We start from the raw sequence: 15,763 nt of genomic DNA, 5'->3' as shown, positions 1-15,763 counted from the left end.
ACCTCCGGTTCGGGCAAACCCGCCAAAATAATTTTCATTTTCGATTGTCACTTTTCGATTTTCGTTTGGCAAAGCAGATAGAGACGTTTAATCACTATCCAGGGAGCATCATGCCAAAAGAAAACAAAACCCATCCATTCAAGCGCAGCGCCATTGCCTTGCTGTTGCAGGCCAGCCTTGCAACAGGCGCATTGATGCCGATGCATATGACACATGCCGCCGAACCAGCTGCGGCGGAAGCAAAAACCTACGCTATCGCAGCAGGCCCTCTGGGCGCTGCGCTTTCCAGGTTCGCCACCCAGGCTGGCGTACTGCTTTCGTTCGATCCTGTCATGACGAAAGGCAAAACTACTGCAGGGTTGAACGGTAGTTATTCCGTGAGGGAAGGCTTCGAGCTTTTGTTACAAGGCAGCGGGCTGTCCGTGAGGCAGGAGATTGATGGCAGTTATTCCTTGACCAAAGCGCAGGAGCTCAAGGTAGGCGCCGAAAATACTCTGCCTGAAGTAAGCGTCAATGCGAGACGGGAAAAGGTTACGATAACTGAAGGAAGTCGCAGCTATGCCATTAACGGGCCTGTTTCTACGGCTACCCGTCTGCCGCTGACATTGCGCGAGACGCCGCAGAGCGTGAGCGTCATGACACGCCAGCGGATTGAAGACGAGAATTTGCGCAGCATAGAGAGCGTGCTGGACAGAATGCCCGGCATTTCTGTGCAGAACATCGGATCTAGCCGCTACGGCATCTCTTCACGCGGCTATGGCATAGATAATCTCCAGCTCGACGGTATCCTCACCGCTATGGATCTTGTATCGCAGAATATTCCACAGGCTCAAGCCGACCTTGTCATCTATGACCGAGTGGAGGTGCTGCGCGGTGCTGCCGGATTGTTGACTGGCGCGGGAGATCCTTCCGGCACAATCAATCTTGTACGCAAAAAACCTACCTATGAGTTCCAGGGATACGCCAGTGTAGGCATCGGCAGCTGGGACCGTCATCGTGTCGAACTGGATGTTGCTGGCCCGCTGAACGAAAGCGGAAGTTTGCGTGGCCGGTTCGTTGGTGCGTATGAAAAAGGCGGCACCCATATTGATTACTATGACACAGAAAAGAGTGTGCTTTATGGAATCCTGGAGGCCGACCTAAGCGAGCGGACAGTGCTGACAGCGGGCTTGGATTATCAAAAGAGCGATCCGCGTGGTATTGCGGCAACTGGATTGCCGTTGTTTTACAGCAACGGCCAACAGACTGACTTTAGCCCTGAGGCGAATGCTGCTTCTCGTTGGAGCAAAAACGAGGTTGAGGTCTACAACGCATTCCTCAAGCTGGAACATACATTCACTAATGATTGGACATTAAAGTTCTCAGCCAATCATTTACATGGTGAACGTAATTACTCCTTGGCGTATGCCGGCTGGGGTTTCCCCGATCAGGCCACAGGGAGTGGCACCCGCCTCTATGGAGGAGTCGGCAGTGCCACGCAGCGTCAGACTGGGTTTGATGCACAGGTTGGGGGTCCGTTCGAGTGGCTTGGGCGTAGGCATGAAGCGGTGTTGGGGTTCAACTGGTCCGAATTCGAGAACTTTCACGAGCCGATGAGAGGGGCGGGAATCGAAGGCCGTTATGTCAATATCTACGAATGGGGCAACGAGACGACCGGCCCGACCATCACGGGTCAAAAACTGATGGACTACGATGGATGGCAGAAGCAGTATGGCACTTATGGCGCGCTACGCCTGAAGCCGCGTGACGACTTGTCCGTTATCCTCGGCGCGAGGATCAGTAACTACCAGTACCAGTTGTCACAGATATACACCAGTGCTGCATTGGCGGGAAACAATCGTATCACCAACATGCAGGAAACCGGAGTGCTCACCCCTTACACTGGCATTGTATATGACCTAAACGGCACGCACTCGGTCTATGCAAGCTACACCAGCATCTTCAAGCCGCAAAGTCTGCGTAACCGCAATGGAGTAGTGCTTGACCCGCGTGATGGCGACAATTATGAAATCGGCCTCAAGAGCGAATTCTTCGGCGGCCGCCTGAACAGTGCTATCGCACTCTATGAAATTCGTCAGGACAATCTCGCCGAAGTCGATGCTGGGCAGACAGTACCGGGGACATCGCCGGCACAGCCAGCCTATCGTGCGGTCAGCGGCGCCAAGACCCGAGGGATAGATGTCGAGATCAATGGCGAGATTGATCCTGGTTGGCAAATAAGTGCGAGCTATAACTACAGTACTACCGAGGATTCCCATGGAGACCGTATCAATACCACCTTTCCGCGTCAAATGGCCAAGGTTTGGACTAGTTATCGCATGTCCGGAATTTGGAACAAGCTCACATTCGGCGGTGGCGTGAATTGGCAGGATAGCATTTATTACACTGCTACTTCCTCAGGGCTGGCACTGAAAGGAGAACAGGCATCTTATACTGTAGTCAACCTGATGGCCCGTTACGACATCAATGAGCCGCTCTCCGCCACATTGAATGTCAACAACGTGTTTGATAAGGAATACCTGCAAGGGTTAGACAATACCTTCCACACTGCTATTTATGCACCGACGTGTAATGCCTGGCTGAACTTGCGCTATAACTTCTGACGACATCAACTTCAACAAGATATTGTCTTGATCTTTGTCACAAAAGTCCGAAGTCTGGCAAGCCTTCGGGCTTTTTTGCGTAAGTTATTCCGCTAACCAGTTTTCCAGAAACAGGCCGGGCACTCGCTGAAATTCGCGCTGGTTGTCGGTGACCAATGTAGCGTCAATTGCAAGGGCCTGGGCGGCGATCCAGAGGTCGTTGGCTCCTATGGGTGTGCCTTGCCGTTCGAGCAGAGCGCGAATACGGCCATAGTGTTGTGCGGTGTCGTGATCGACGCCGAGTGGTTGCAGGCGTTGGGTGAGTTCGGCCAGCCTGGTGTGGTTGCGTTCGGCGAAAACACTTTTTTCCGCACCGAACTCCAGCTCTCCCAGTACGATGCTGGAAAGCCGCAGGCTGCTAAGCGGCGTGTTTTCCAGATGCCGCTGGACCGTGGGATGGGCTTTTAGCGCTGCAATCAGGATGTTGGTATCGAGCAGGTAAATGACAGCCATGCATTAATCATCCAGCGAGGCGACATCTTCGGCAGGATTGTCACTGGGGGCTTGCAGGTCGTTTTCCTTGTCGGCCCAGAGGTCGCGGAAGGCTTCTGCGGCCATGCGCGGCCGATCCGGCACCAGGCGGGCGACCACCTTTCCGTGTCGTGTCACTGCGATTTCCTCACCGGCTTCGACTTCTGCGAGCAGTGAGGAAAAGCGGCTCTTGGCTTCCACTACCGAGATGTTTTTCATGAGGCCTCCAATTTGACTGGTTAATTATGACTATAAGGTCATATTATCAGCGGGAGTGCATCATGTCATCTTTAACCTTGCTATTTCATAATGCTATGTATGCCGCTGGATGAGTTTCTGCAAAGGGGAAAACAAGCGGGAAGCAGGTTGCGGATTCAATCCCAATGCATAGCGGATGACTTCCCGCTTGAGCGGGCCGTCGTGATCGGCAAGCCTGAGTCCAAGGTTGCGCAGTGCGCGTAATGGAGCGATGTCGTTGCTGAACCCGTAGCTGAAAGCGTCCATGGCGCGCTGCATGACGAGGTTGGCGAGCTTGCGCTGGCGTTCGTAGCCTTGCAGGCGTGGCAATGAAGCAAGGTCGCCGTCTTCCTGCCAGGCTTGCTGCAGAATCTCGCTGAGCACGGCGGCATCCTGGAATCCGAGGTTCACGCCCTGGCCTGCCAGTGGATGGATGGTGTGGGCGGCGTCGCCGATCAGCGCGACGCCCTGGCGCGCGTAGACCTGCGCATGGCTGCGCGCGAGCGGGAAGCTGCCGCGTTGCACCAGTCCCGTGATCTCGGGCAATGCGGCGGGGAAGTGCTGGCGGAACGCGTCCAGCAGCGCATCGTCGTCCAGCGTCAACAGCCTGCGCACTTCGCTCGGGCGGTGGTACCAGACCAGCGAGGCATAGTCACCGGGCAGGGGCAGCAGCGATTGCGGCCCGTCAGGGGTGAAGCGCTGCCAAGTGATGTCGCGTTCGCCGCCTTGGATGCGGACGGTGGCGACCAGCGCATGCATGGGGTATTGCCGGCTGTCCAATGCAATACCGGCGGCCTTGCGCACTTGCGAGTTGGCGCCGTCGGCACCGATGAGGAGTCTTGCCTCGAAGGCCTGGCCGCTTTTCAGGCGGATGTGGCTGCCTTCGGGCCGATAGGCGATCTGATCGATTTCGTCCGGGCACAGTAAGGTGACGTTGTCGTAACCTTGAAGCGCCTCCAGGCAGGCCAGCTGCACCAGCCTGTTCTCGACGATATGGCCGAGCCAGGGCGCATCGACTTCCGCGGCATCGAACAAGGTGCCTTGGTCTTGGCGGTTTTCCCAGACCTGCATGCACTTGAACGGCGCAGTGCGCATGGCTTGTATCGCCGGCCATGCCTGGGCTTGCTCAAGAAAGCCGATAGAGGCGGGGCTCAGGGCCGATACGCGCAAATCGGGCGTGCTTGACGCGTCAAAAGCGGCGGGCGGATGGTTCTCCAGCAGGGCGATCCGCATGCCGCTAGGCGCGAGCCTGGCAGCCAGCGCGCTGCCTATCATGCCGCCGCCGACGATGAACAGGTCGACTTTTTGCGGGTAGTCTACTTTTGCCACTGTATCACTCATCATGCTTCTGCTTCGGGTGGATGCGGACCAGGATGATGCGCGGGCCGTTCATTTTCTTGACGACGATATCGAATTGCTCGAAGGCGATGCTCTCGCCCTCCTTGGGGATGTAGCCTAGCTTGGACAGCACCAGTCCGCCGACGGAATCGACTTCGTCGTCGTTCTCGATCTCGATGCCCAGGGCGCGTTCCAGCGTGAAGATAGGCAGGCTGCCCTTGCCGATCAGCGTGCCGTCGTCGAGTTTGGTCCAGTCGTTCTGGCTCTGGCGGAACTCGTCGCGGATCTCGCCGACCAATGCCCCCAGCATATTGTCCAGGGTGATGAAGCCCTGGGGTTCCTGTCCCTTGCGGCCGACGATGGCGAAGTGGCTGGCCTTGCCCTCGCGGAAGCGGCGGAACAGTTCTATCGCAGGCAGGTCGGGAGCGACAAACGGGGCAGGGTGCACAAAGCGGCTCAGGTCCTGCAGTTCGTCCTCTTCGAACTTGGCGAGGAACAGGCTCTTGAGGTGGATGACGCCCTTGACCTTGCCGTCCTGCTCCACGAAAGGATAACGGCTGTAGCGGTGCTGGGAGATGATTTCCAGGTTTTCCTCGAAGCTGTTTTTTGCCGATAGGGAAATGGCCTCGTTGAAGGGCCGCATGAGGTCGGCGACTTCCAGGTCGCTGAAATCCAGCGTATGGGCGAGGATGTTCCATTCATCCTTGGTGAGCTCTTCCGAGGCACGGCTGCTGCGCAGGATCAGCTTCAGCTCGTCAGCCGAATAATGGGCGTCGCTGGCATGGCCGGTGCTGAGGCCGAATTTGCGCAATATCCAGTTGGAGCTGGCATTGAGCAGCCAGATGGCGGGATACATGACCCAGTAGAAAACATACAGGGGCGCGGCCGTCCATAGGCCGACCGTTTCCGACTGGCGTATCGCCATGGATTTGGGGGCGAGCTCTCCCAGTACGATATGCAGGTAGGAGATGGTGAAGAAGGCGACCACGAATGAAATGCCGTGCACGAGTTCGGGGGCGGTGACGCCAACGCTGAACAGCAAGGGCTCCAGCAATTGGGCGAACGCCGGTTCGCCTACCCAGCCCAGGCCTAGCGAGGCCAGCGTAATGCCCAACTGGCAGGCGGACAGGTAGGCGTCGAGCTGGCCATGAACCTTGGCGAGGATGCGGCCGCGCCAGCCGTGGGTCTTGGCAATCGCCTTGACACGGGTTTGCCGGAGTTTGACCAGCCCGAACTCGGCCGCCACGAAGAAGCCGTTGAGCAGAACCAGGAAGAATGCGAGCAAGATGAGTAGAAGGTTGCTTTCCATGATGGCGGAACGTTAGAAACTGACTCCTGCTTGTTGCGCCTGGTTGTCGGCATGGTAGGAGGAACGCACCATGGGGCCGCAGGCGGCATGGGTGAAGCCCATGGCGAGCGCCTGCTGCTCGAATTCGACAAAACGCTGCGGCGTGACGAAGCGCTTGACCGGCAGGTGGTGCGGGCTAGGCTGCAGATACTGGCCCAGGGTGAGCATGGTGACGTTGTGCGCGCGCAGGTCGCGCATCACTTCCAGGATTTCCTCGTCGGTTTCGCCCAGCCCGAGCATCAGGCCGGACTTGGTCGGCACTTCCGGGTGCAGTTCGCCGAATTCCTTGAGCAAATCCAGCGAGTTCTGGTAGTCGGAACCTGGACGGGCTTCCTTGTAGAGTCGCGGCACGGTTTCCAGGTTGTGGTTCATGACGTCTGGCGGCGCGGCCTTGAGGATATTGATGGCGCGGTCGAGGCGACCGCGGAAGTCGGGCACCAGGATTTCCACCTTGATATTGGGTGAGTGGGTGCGCACTGATGCGATGCAGTCGACAAAATGCTGGGCGCCGCCGTCGCGCAAGTCGTCGCGATCCACGCTGGTGATCACCACATACTTGAGACGCATCTGGGCGATGGTGCGGCCCAGGTTCTCGGGTTCGTTGGCATCGGGCGGCAGCGGTTTGCCGTGCGATACGTCGCAGAACGGGCAGCGGCGCGTGCAGATGTCGCCGAGGATCATGAAGGTGGCGGTGCCGCCGCTGAAGCATTCGCCGATATTGGGGCACGATGCTTCTTCGCAGACAGTATGCAGGTTGTTCTCGCGCAGCACCTGCTTGATTTCGCGGAAACGAGCGCTATCCGGCACTTTCATGCGTATCCATTCCGGCTTGCGCATGGCCGGCATGGGAATGATCTTGATCGGGATGCGCGCCATCTTCTCGGCGCTGGTTTCCTTCACGCCCGCGACCTTGCGCGGCGGCGGGACGATGCGTTCTGTCGTTTCTGTCATAAGGTGTTCTCGGTGGGGTCTGTTCCCGTTTTATTCGTGTCTGCGTTGCTGTGGCAAATGGCGTCAGGCAAGACGCGGGACGCAGGCAATGGTTACTCCCTTGCCAAGTCCCGCAACACAGCATGGCGCCATTTGCCACAACAACCCTAAAGGGCCGGCACCGGTTTTTGCACGGTACTGCGTTATTCGTCGTTCATTTGGAATGACCAAACTTCTCTCCTCATGCCTTGCTCCGCACAAAAACCGGTGTCGGCGCGGACTCGAATAAAACGGGAACAGACCCCGGGCCTTCAGTATAGCCTAACTGTGATGTCAATTTATCAAGCAGCTTTTGTGCCGCCGCCTCGGGTGCCAGGCATATTCCCAGGTCGCGGGCCTGGGTGACCTGCAGGCCCTGGTAGCCGCAAGGGTCGATGGCGAGGAACGGGGCCAGGTCCATGTCGATATTCAGCGCCAGGCCGTGATAGCTGCGCTGGTTCTTCAGGCGCAGGCCGAGAGAGGCAATCTTGGCGCCGTTGACGTATACGCCGGGTGCATCAGCCTGCGCCACTGCCGTGACGCCGTGCTCTGCGAGCAGGGCGATGATACTGTCTTCCATCGCGCTGACCAGCGAGCGGACAGTGAGACCGCGGCGCTTGAGGTCGAGCAAGACATAGATGACGACCTGGCCCGGGCCATGGTAGGTGATCTTGCCGCCCCTATCCACCTCGATCAATGGAATGTCGTCCCGGCTCGGCGGACGCACGGCCTTGCGGTTCAAGCCCAGGGTGTAGACGGGGGCGTGCTCGGTGAGCCAGAATTCATCATTGCTGTATTCGGTCCTGGACTGTGTGTAGGCCTGCATGGCCTGCCAGGTGGCGAGGTAATCGGTGCGGCCCAGTGTACGGATGACCAAAGGCCGGTTCATGCGCTCATGCTGCATGGGGTATCGCTGCCGCCGTCATCAAAGTACGTATTTCACCTTGGGGTGCGATGTGAGCGAGCGGTAGATGTCGTCCAGCTGCGGCTTGGAGTGCACGAGCACGGTGCAGGTCAGGCTGACGTATTTGCCGCCGGTGCTGGCCCGCATCTCGATGCGCGTGGCGTCGAAATCCGGCAGGTGCTGCTGGATCACGGCCAGGATCAGGTTGGCGAATTCCTCGTGCGCCTCGCCCATCACCTTGATGGGGAAGTCGCAGGGAAATTCGATCAGCGTTTCCTGATCATCGAGTTTGTTGTCATCAGGCTTGTTGTCATTGCGCTCATTTGCCATATTGCTTACCTCGCAGGCCTCATTACTTGGTTCTTGAATGCCTGGTACAGCGCATGCATGCGCTTGAATACCGGGCCGGGCTTGCCGTCATTGACCGTCACGCCGTCCAGCGCGACCACGGCAAGCACTTCCTTCGTGGACGAGGTGAGCCAGATTTCATCCGCCGCGCGCAATTGCGCCTCGCTTACCGGGCCGACCTTGAGCGGCATGCTGTTTGCCTGCGCGAGCTCCAGCACCACGTCATAGGTGATGCCGGGGAGCATGAACTGGTTCTTGGGCGGGGCCAGCAATACGCCTTCTTTCACGATAAAGATATTGCTGCTGCTGCCTTCGGTGAGATAGCCGTCTCGCAGCATCAGGGTTTCCGCCACGCCGTGATCCACGGCTTCCTGCCGCAACAATACGTTGGCAAGCAGGGAGATGGCTTTTATATTGCAGCGCTGCCAGCGAATATCAAGTGCCGTGATCGCGCTCACGCCGGATTCCACCAGCTCGGGCGATGGCGTCACCAGGGGCATGCTCATCGCCAACACGGTCGGGCTGACTTCCGGCTGGGGAAATGCCTGGTCGCGAGGTGCGACGCCGCGCGTGACCTGGATATAGAGCGATTGGTCGGTCAGCCCGGCATTTGCGGCGACCAGGCGCGTGCAGACGTCATGCCATCCGGCCATATCGAGCGGGTTGCGGATGCGGACCGCTTCCAGGCTCTGGGCCAGCCGGGCGAGGTGTTCGTCAAGGCGGAACGGTTGTCCCAAATACACCGGGACGACTTCATACACGCCATCGCCAAAGATAAAGCCACGGTCCAGCACCGGGACCGTGGCCTGAGCCAATGGCAGGAATGAGCCGTTGAGGTAGACGGTTTCATCCATGCGGTGCGGGATTACTCGAACCAGAGCTTGATCGTGTCCAGCAGGCGGCCGAAGATGCCGGCCACTTCCACGCCCTTGGCGGCGACCAGTTTGTGTTCGGCGATGACCTTGTCATCCAGGATGAACTGGATGGTGCCCACCTGCTGCCCGGCGCTTACCGGGGCCACCAAAGGCTGCTGGCTGACCACCTTGGCCTTGACGCGGGCATATTCGCCCTTGGGCAAGGTGATGGAGACGTTCCTGGCCACGGTCGCCACGACGTTGTTCTCCGCGCCCTTCCATACCTTGAGGCTGCTGACTTCCGCGCCGCGCTTGTACACCAGCTTGGATTCGTAGAACTGGAAGCCGTAGTTGAGCAGCTTCTGGCTCTCGGTCGCACGCGCGGAATCGGACGGGGCGCCAAGCACGACCGAGATCATGCGGGTGTCGCCGCGCTTGGCCGAGGTGACCAGGCAGTAGCCCGCGCTCTTGGTATGGCCGGTCTTCATGCCGTCAACGTAAGGGTCCAGCCACAGCAGGCGGTTGCGATTAGGCTGGCTGATCTTGTTATAGGTGTATTCCTTCATGGAATACAGGCGCTTGTACTGGTCGGGGAAGTCGCGGATCAACGCGGCCGCGAGCAGGGCCAGGTCATGCGCGGTGGTGTAATGCTGCGGGTCGGGCAGGCCGGTGGCGTTGACGTAATGGGTCTCGCGCATGCCCAGGCGCGCGGCTTCCTTGTTCATGAGTTCGGCAAAGCCCTCCTCGGAGCCGGCAATGCCTTCGGCCAGCGTGATGGAGGCATCGTTGCCGGACTGGATGATCATGCCGTGCAGCAGTTCATCGACAGTTACGGGCTTGTTGGGCTCGATGAACATCTTGGAACCCTCGACCTTCCAGGCCTTGACGCTGACCGGCAGGGTCTGCGTCAGGGTCAGGTGGCCGTTCTTGATGGCCTTGAATGCCAGGTAGGCCGTCATGATCTTGGTGAGCGAAGCCGGCTCGACACGGGAGCTGCCATCCTGTTCCGCAATCACGCGCTCGCTGTTGAAGTCATAGAGCTGGTAGGACTTGACGGCCAGCGCCGGGGGTTGGGGGATGTCTGCCGCTTGCGCCGTCAGGGCGCTGGTCACAAATGCGGTCACTGCAGCGATGAGGATCGCTGGCTTGCGGGTGGAAAGATAGGACATAGAATCTCTTTAACTCAATGATTTAGGGTTCAAGCCGGTAGCCAACAAACTCACTGGTATACCACGATCGCGTTGGTATTGAGTGTTTGCTTGATTTTTGCCGCCGCTGCCTCGGCCTGCTGGCGGCTGCTATATGGCCCGAGGCGCACGCGATAAGTTCCGGCATTATACCAATTCTCTACCTGGACATTGTCCGCGAGCTGGTTTTGCTGCAAGGTCTCGACCAGCCGGTCGCCGTTGGCCTTGACCGAGAAGGCGCCAACCTGCACATAGGCGCCGGTGATCGGCTGGTTGGTGACGGTTTCATTCATGGCGTTGGTGAGGCTGCCGTTGCCTGCCTCCGCAGCAGCGGGCTTGGCCTGTTGCTCGACAGTGGCCCCGGCTGGGTTTGAGATCGGCCTGCCATTTTCGTCCAGCGCCTCCACATCGACAATGCCGCTGCCTTTTTCGACCAGGCGCAGCTTGTAGGCTGCAGCGTAGGAAAGGTCTATCAGCCGGTTGTCATGGAACGGGCCGCGGTCATTGATGCGCACGATGACGGAGCGGCCGTTCTCCGGGTTGGTGACGCGTACGTAGCTCGGCAGCGGCAGAATGGTATGCGCGCCGGTCATGGCGTACATATCGTAGACTTCGCCGCTCGAGGTCTTTTGCCCGTGGTAGCGCTTGCCATACCAGGAAGCGATGCCGCGTTGCTTGTAAGGGGTGTGCTCCGTCAGCGGGGTATAGCGGCGTCCCAGCGCGCTGTACGGGCGCATGGCGCGCGGCAGCGGCGTTTCGGCGCGTGGCTTGGCATCCGGAATGCTGTCGATGTCGGCGGGCGGGTTGTCGCCAGGGCCGTCATCCAGGTAGTAGCCGCCTTTCTTGGGCGCGGGCTGTGTCGTCGGGGCAGGCTTGCCCGCTTCCGGTTTGACGCTGGTGCCGCCACCACAGGCCACCAGGGTGAGGGCAATCATGCCAGGAATCAGGTTGCGTATCAGTTTCATGAGGTCTGCAGGCTTTCGACGGCCCGACTCGCTCCTTTCTTTCCTATGAGGTAACAAGCTTCTTATGCGTATGGATACTCATGAGTATGCCAAAACCGACCAGCAAGGTGACCAGCGAAGTGCCGCCATAGCTGATGAGCGGCAAGGGCACGCCCACTACCGGCAGGATGCCGCTGACCATGCCGATGTTAACAAACACATAAGTGAAGAAGGTCAATGTAATGCTGCCTGCCAGCAAGCGGCTGAACGTGCCTTGCGCCTGTGCCGCGATCACGAGGCCGCGGCCGATGATGACGGTGAACAGCAGGATCAGCAAGACGTTGCCCAGCAGGCCGAACTCTTCGCCGAACACCGCGAAAATGAAGTCGGTGGTGCGTTCCGGCAGGAAATCGAGCTGCGACTGGGTGCCGTTGAGCCAGCCCTTGCCGGCGAGGCCGCCGGAGCCGAGCGCAATGCTGGCCTGGATGGTATGGTAGCCGGCGCCTAATGGGTCCTGGTACGGATCGAAAAGGATTTCAATGCGCCGCCGCTGGTAATCATGCAGCATGGACCAGAGAATGGGGGCCATGACGGCCACGCTGACCGCCGCGCCGATCAGGATGCGCCAGCTCAAGCCGGCCAGGAACAGGACATAGAAGCCGGAGGCGGCGATCATCAGCGAGGTGCCGAGGTCGGGCTGCTTCATGATCAGGCCGACCGGGATGGCAAGCAACACGGCGCCAATGACATGGTCCTTGAACGTCGCGGCGGATTCGCGGCGGGAAAAATACCAGGCCAGCAGCATGGGCACGGCGATTTTCATCAGTTCCGAAGGCTGTATTTTGGCGACGCCGATATGCAGCCAGCGCCTGGCGCCGTGGCTGATCTCGCCGAACAGCGCAACGCTGATCAGCAGCAGCACGCCCAGCACATAGGCGGGCAAAGCGATGCGTTCCAGTATCTGGGGGGAGATATTGGCGGCGATCCACATCAGGCTGAGCGCTACCGTGATGTTGACCAATTGGTTGCTGATCTTGCCCATGCTCTGCCCGGAAGCGCTATAGAGGACGCACAGGGCAAGCACGATGGTGACGATCAGGCAGCTCATCAGGAAGCCGTCGATATGCTTCACCAGGCGTTTCATCAATTTACTCATCATGGCTTTGGGCCTCCGGAGTGACGGGCGCGCCCACGCTGGCATCTTCCACGGCTGGTTTTTCCGATGGGGGCTCCTTGCCCAGCAAGTAGTAATCCATCACGCGCCGCGCGATCGGCCCGGCGGTGGAGCCGCCATGGCGGCCGTTTTCCACGATCACGGCAATCGCGATCTTGGGGTCTTCCGCCGGTGCGTAGGTGATGAACAACGCGTGGTCCAGGTGCCGCTCGTGCATCCTGCTTTCATTGTATTTCTCATTCTGCTTGATCCCGACTACCTGGGCAGTGCCGGTCTTGGATGCCATGAGGTACTGGCTGTCGGCTCCCAGCCGTGCCGCGGTGCCGCCCGGCAGGGTGACGTCCATCATGCCTTGTTTCACGATCTCGATATTTTTGGGGTTGAGCGTGACCTGGTCGACGACTTCAGGCGGCAGGGAATGGACATGCCCTCCCTTGCTCTCCTGGATCGCAGCAACCAGGTGCGGCTTCATGGCCTTGCCGTTGTTGGCGAGAATGGCAGTCGCCTGCGCCAGTTGCATGGGGGTCGCGAGCATATAACCCTGGCCGATGCCGACAATCACGGTTTCGCCCGGGAACCATTTCTGCTTGAAGCGCCGGCCTTTCCATTCCGGGGTCGGCAGCAGGCCGCTCATCTCACCCTTGATGTCGATGCCGGACGGCTTGCCGAAGCCGAAGTGGCTGACGAACGAAGCGAGCCTTTCGATGCCCAGCTCCATGGCCAGCCCGTAAAAGAACGTGTCGCAGGAGACCGCAATGGCCTTGCGCATATCCACGGTGCCATGGCCGCTGGGCTTCCAGTCGCGGTAACGGTGCGTATTGCCCGGCAATGTGAAAAAGCCCGGGTCGCTGATGCTGAACGGGGGCGCGCGTTTTCCCGCTTCGAGCCCGGCCATGGCGACGAACGGCTTGAAGGTGGAACCCGGAGGGTAGACGCCGCGCAATGGACGGTTGATCAATGGCTTGTCCAGCGATTCGTTGAGTTCTTTCCAGCTTTCGCTATCGATGCCGTCGACGAAAAGATTGGGGTCGTAACCGGGCTGGCTGACGTATGCGAGCACTTCCCCCGTGCTGGGCTCGATCGCCACCAGGGCGCCGCGGTAGTCGCCGAACGCTTCTTCGGCGATGCGCTGCAATTTGCTGTCCACGGAGAGGATCAGGTTATTGCCCGGGATGGGCGGGGTGCTGGATAGCACGCGCACGGCATGGCCGCCCGCGTCGATTTCCACTTGCTGGAAGCCGGTGATGCCGTGCAGCTGCGACTCGTAATACTGCTCCAGGCCGCTCTTGCCGATATGGTCCGAGCCCTTGTAGTTCGAGAGGTCGCCGGACTCCTTGAGGTTCTCCAGGTCGCGGTCGTTGATGCGGCCTATGTAGCCGATGATGTGGGAGCCTGACTTACCTTGCGGATATTGGCGGAACAGGCGGGAGCGGATCTCCACTCCCGGGAGGCGGAAGCGATGGACGGCGATCTTGGCTGCCTCATCCTCATTGAGGTGCGTACGGATGGGCACGCTCTCGAAACTATGGGTCTGGGCGCGCAGCTTCTTGAAGCGCTTGCGGTCATTGGTGCTGACTTCGATCAGTTTCGCCAGTTCATCGATGGTTTCTTCCACGGTGTTGGCGACCTTGGCCGGCGTGATTTCCAATGTGTACACAAAGGAGTTCTGCGCCAGCACCACCCCGTTCCGGTCCAGGATCAGCCCGCGGTTGGGCACGATGGGAACCAGCGAAATGCGGTTGTTCTCGGCCATGGTCTGGTAATGGTCGTACTTCGCGTATTGCAGGTAGACGAAGCGGCCGATGAGGATGCCGAAGCACGTGATGACCAGCAATGCGCCGGCCGCCAGCCGCGCACGGAAATCGTGCTGCTCCTTCTGGTAGTTCTTGAGTTCTGAACGGCGGGATCTCATGGGCAGGGATCAGGCCTGGTTGGAGCGGCTGTCGATACGAAGGCGCGAGAAGATGACGAACTGCCAAAGCAGGATGCCGCTGACGCTGGGCAGGAAATATTGCCAGCCTGGCAGTTCGCCGCCTGCGAACAGCTTGAGCACGAGCGTAATGACTTGGGTAAATAGCAATAATAGGAATACATAACCGGCTTGCTGCCAGATATTGAACAATGCCAGGCGTCGCTGATAAGCCACTGCGAAATACGACGTGATGGAGTAGGCGAGTGCAAACTGACCAAACAGTCCGCCCGAGATCAGGTCCATGAGCAATCCTGCAAACCAGGCGGTGCCGATGTTGCACAGGTGCGGCGCCCTCAGGGTCCAGTACAGTACGGTCACCAGGAGGAACTCGGGACGTACCGTCAGCAGGCTGCCGGACCATGGCAGGATTTGCAGTATCAATGCCAGCAGCAACGACAGGTATACAGGTTTGAAGCTAGTTGTTGACATGGCGTTTTGGCGGCGTTGTTTTTTTGGGGGCAGGCTTGGCCTTCACTGTATTGCTGTCCGCCGGGCGCTCGGCCTGGGGTATGCTGACCAACAGGAGCTGCCTGTGGTGTTCGATGCCTGCAAGAGGCTTGCCGATAATATGGGCAAATGGCGAGTCGGCATTGGTATCCACCTGGACGACTTCCGCGACGGCGAGTCCTGGAGGGTAGATGCCGTCAATGCCGGAGGTGACCAACTTGTCGCCTGCCCGGATATCGACATTGGCTGGCAGCGAAGGCAATTCCACCGTGGCATTGCGGCCTTGTCCGAATGCGATTGCACGCAGGCCGTTGCGCTCGACCTGCACTGGGATGGAAAGCTCCTTGTCGGTAATGAGCGTTACCTCGCTGCTGAAGGGATAAACGCGCGTGACTTGCCCGATCACGCCATTCTCATCAATTGCCGCTTGGCCTGCCACGATGCTCTGGCGCGATCCCAGGTTGACGACGATCTTGTGGCTGAATGGATCGCGCCCCATATGTAATATCTCAGCGAGGCGGGCTGGCTGGCTGGAAAGCTGGGCGGCTCCCAGCAAGCTGCGCAGGCGCTCGTTTTCAGACGCCAGTGCCTTGAATCGCTGCAGTTCCGCTGCATGTTCCAGCGCCTGGTGGCGCAAGCGGGTGTTCTCTTCGGTGAGCGTGGTCTGCGTATGCAGGTATGCGCTCACATCCTGGGCGAGATTGAGCGGTGCGTTGGCAATGATCTGCAAGGGATGCAGCAGCGCGATGAATCCCTGGCGGACTTCGACAAGGTAGTTCAGTCGTGCGTCCGTGGCAATCAATACCAGGGAAAGCACGGAGAAGAAGAATAAGCGCGCCGTAGGGCTCGGGCCGCGAACAAAGAAGCCAGTGTGGTGTTGGTGTTCTAAGGCGCGTGGCATGAGGAGTGTGTGATGGTTGTCTGGTCT

General features: G+C 59.1%; 15 protein-coding genes. 1 reads left to right on the top strand and 14 read right to left on the bottom strand.

The genetic code is table 11. The features are described 5' to 3' along the window. Nucleotides 1-110 precede the first annotated feature (110 nt). On the top strand, nt 111-2,603 hold the full coding sequence (locus tag ACKF11_RS04850; protein ID WP_407996165.1) for a TonB-dependent siderophore receptor: 2,493 nt from the start codon (nt 111-113) through the stop codon (nt 2,601-2,603). Between the two features lie 84 nt (nt 2,604-2,687). On the opposite strand, the gene ACKF11_RS04845 is transcribed toward ACKF11_RS04850, so the two are convergent. The 14 genes from ACKF11_RS04845 to mreC form a co-directional block, all read right to left on the bottom strand. Beyond that, nucleotides 2,688-3,095, bottom strand: a complete 408-nt coding sequence (locus ACKF11_RS04845; protein ID WP_407996164.1) for a PIN domain-containing protein — start codon at nt 3,093-3,095, stop codon at nt 2,688-2,690. Nucleotides 3,096-3,098: 3 nt separating this feature from the next. Then, nucleotides 3,099-3,332, bottom strand: a complete 234-nt coding sequence (locus ACKF11_RS04840) for a type II toxin-antitoxin system Phd/YefM family antitoxin (RefSeq protein WP_309565747.1) — start codon at nt 3,330-3,332, stop codon at nt 3,099-3,101. Nucleotides 3,333-3,425: 93 nt separating this feature from the next. After that, on the bottom strand, nt 3,426-4,694 hold the full coding sequence (locus ACKF11_RS04835; protein WP_407996163.1) for an FAD-dependent monooxygenase: 1,269 nt from the start codon (nt 4,692-4,694) through the stop codon (nt 3,426-3,428). Next, the gene (locus ACKF11_RS04830) at nt 4,684-5,997 is read right to left on the bottom strand and encodes a hemolysin family protein (RefSeq protein WP_407996162.1); all 1,314 of its coding nucleotides are present in this window, start codon (nt 5,995-5,997) and stop codon (nt 4,684-4,686) included. Before ACKF11_RS04830 ends, ACKF11_RS04835 begins: the two co-directional genes overlap by 11 nt. 12 nt (nt 5,998-6,009) lie before the next feature. Further along, entirely contained in the window at nt 6,010-6,987 is a 978-nt protein-coding gene (lipA, locus tag ACKF11_RS04825; protein ID WP_407993292.1) for a lipoyl synthase, read from the bottom strand. A gap of 220 nt (nt 6,988-7,207) precedes the next feature. Further along, nucleotides 7,208-7,909 (bottom strand): lipoyl(octanoyl) transferase LipB, encoded by a 702-nt coding sequence (lipB, locus tag ACKF11_RS04820; protein WP_407996161.1) that lies wholly within the window; start codon nt 7,907-7,909, stop codon nt 7,208-7,210. A gap of 21 nt (nt 7,910-7,930) precedes the next feature. Then, nucleotides 7,931-8,239, bottom strand: coding sequence for an HP0495 family protein (locus tag ACKF11_RS04815; protein WP_407996160.1), 309 nt, complete (start codon nt 8,237-8,239; stop codon nt 7,931-7,933). Between the two features lie 5 nt (nt 8,240-8,244). Continuing rightward, nucleotides 8,245-9,111, bottom strand: coding sequence for a D-amino acid aminotransferase (locus ACKF11_RS04810; protein ID WP_407996159.1), 867 nt, complete (start codon nt 9,109-9,111; stop codon nt 8,245-8,247). Nucleotides 9,112-9,122: 11 nt separating this feature from the next. Further along, a complete protein-coding gene (locus ACKF11_RS04805) occupies nt 9,123-10,280 on the bottom strand; it encodes a D-alanyl-D-alanine carboxypeptidase family protein (protein ID WP_407993288.1) in 1,158 nt (385 codons plus the stop codon). Between the two features lie 50 nt (nt 10,281-10,330). Continuing rightward, entirely contained in the window at nt 10,331-11,263 is a 933-nt protein-coding gene (locus ACKF11_RS04800; RefSeq protein ID WP_407993287.1) for a septal ring lytic transglycosylase RlpA family protein, read from the bottom strand. Nucleotides 11,264-11,306: 43 nt separating this feature from the next. Then, nucleotides 11,307-12,401, bottom strand: coding sequence for a rod shape-determining protein RodA (gene rodA / locus ACKF11_RS04795; RefSeq protein WP_309565738.1), 1,095 nt, complete (start codon nt 12,399-12,401; stop codon nt 11,307-11,309). Then, nucleotides 12,391-14,328: a penicillin-binding protein 2 gene (gene mrdA, locus ACKF11_RS04790; RefSeq protein WP_309565737.1), complete on the bottom strand. Its 1,938-nt coding sequence runs from the start codon at nt 14,326-14,328 to the stop codon at nt 12,391-12,393. Before mrdA ends, rodA begins: the two co-directional genes overlap by 11 nt. 9 nt (nt 14,329-14,337) lie before the next feature. Beyond that, the gene (gene mreD, locus ACKF11_RS04785) at nt 14,338-14,817 is read right to left on the bottom strand and encodes a rod shape-determining protein MreD (RefSeq protein ID WP_309565736.1); all 480 of its coding nucleotides are present in this window, start codon (nt 14,815-14,817) and stop codon (nt 14,338-14,340) included. Beyond that, nucleotides 14,804-15,736, bottom strand: coding sequence for a rod shape-determining protein MreC (gene mreC / locus ACKF11_RS04780; protein WP_407993284.1), 933 nt, complete (start codon nt 15,734-15,736; stop codon nt 14,804-14,806). Before mreC ends, mreD begins: the two co-directional genes overlap by 14 nt. Between the last annotated feature and the right edge of the window lie 27 nt (nt 15,737-15,763).

The organism is Methylobacillus draconifructus (assembly GCF_045984385.1).
Classification (GTDB): domain Bacteria; phylum Pseudomonadota; class Gammaproteobacteria; order Burkholderiales; family Methylophilaceae; genus Methylobacillus; species Methylobacillus flagellatus_A.
This window is presented reverse-complemented; position numbering and strand designations above follow the sequence as displayed.

Excerpts from the sequence above, each read along its gene's own strand:
- ACKF11_RS04850 (WP_407996165.1), top strand. The coding sequence starts at position 111 with ATGCCAAAAGAAAACAAAACCCATCCATTCAAGCGCAGCGCCATTGCC.
- ACKF11_RS04845 (WP_407996164.1), bottom strand. The coding sequence starts at position 3,095 with ATGGCTGTCATTTACCTGCTCGATACCAACATCCTGATTGCAGCGCTA.
- ACKF11_RS04840 (WP_309565747.1), bottom strand. The coding sequence starts at position 3,332 with ATGAAAAACATCTCGGTAGTGGAAGCCAAGAGCCGCTTTTCCTCACTG.
- ACKF11_RS04835 (WP_407996163.1), bottom strand. The coding sequence starts at position 4,694 with ATGATGAGTGATACAGTGGCAAAAGTAGACTACCCGCAAAAAGTCGAC.
- ACKF11_RS04830 (WP_407996162.1), bottom strand. The coding sequence starts at position 5,997 with ATGGAAAGCAACCTTCTACTCATCTTGCTCGCATTCTTCCTGGTTCTG.
- lipA (WP_407993292.1), bottom strand. The coding sequence starts at position 6,987 with ATGACAGAAACGACAGAACGCATCGTCCCGCCGCCGCGCAAGGTCGCG.
- lipB (WP_407996161.1), bottom strand. The coding sequence starts at position 7,909 with ATGCAGCATGAGCGCATGAACCGGCCTTTGGTCATCCGTACACTGGGC.
- ACKF11_RS04815 (WP_407996160.1), bottom strand. The coding sequence starts at position 8,239 with ATGGCAAATGAGCGCAATGACAACAAGCCTGATGACAACAAACTCGAT.
- ACKF11_RS04810 (WP_407996159.1), bottom strand. The coding sequence starts at position 9,111 with ATGGATGAAACCGTCTACCTCAACGGCTCATTCCTGCCATTGGCTCAG.
- ACKF11_RS04805 (WP_407993288.1), bottom strand. The coding sequence starts at position 10,280 with ATGTCCTATCTTTCCACCCGCAAGCCAGCGATCCTCATCGCTGCAGTG.
- ACKF11_RS04800 (WP_407993287.1), bottom strand. The coding sequence starts at position 11,263 with ATGAAACTGATACGCAACCTGATTCCTGGCATGATTGCCCTCACCCTG.
- rodA (WP_309565738.1), bottom strand. The coding sequence starts at position 12,401 with ATGATGAGTAAATTGATGAAACGCCTGGTGAAGCATATCGACGGCTTC.
- mrdA (WP_309565737.1), bottom strand. The coding sequence starts at position 14,328 with ATGAGATCCCGCCGTTCAGAACTCAAGAACTACCAGAAGGAGCAGCAC.
- mreD (WP_309565736.1), bottom strand. The coding sequence starts at position 14,817 with ATGTCAACAACTAGCTTCAAACCTGTATACCTGTCGTTGCTGCTGGCA.
- mreC (WP_407993284.1), bottom strand. The coding sequence starts at position 15,736 with ATGCCACGCGCCTTAGAACACCAACACCACACTGGCTTCTTTGTTCGC.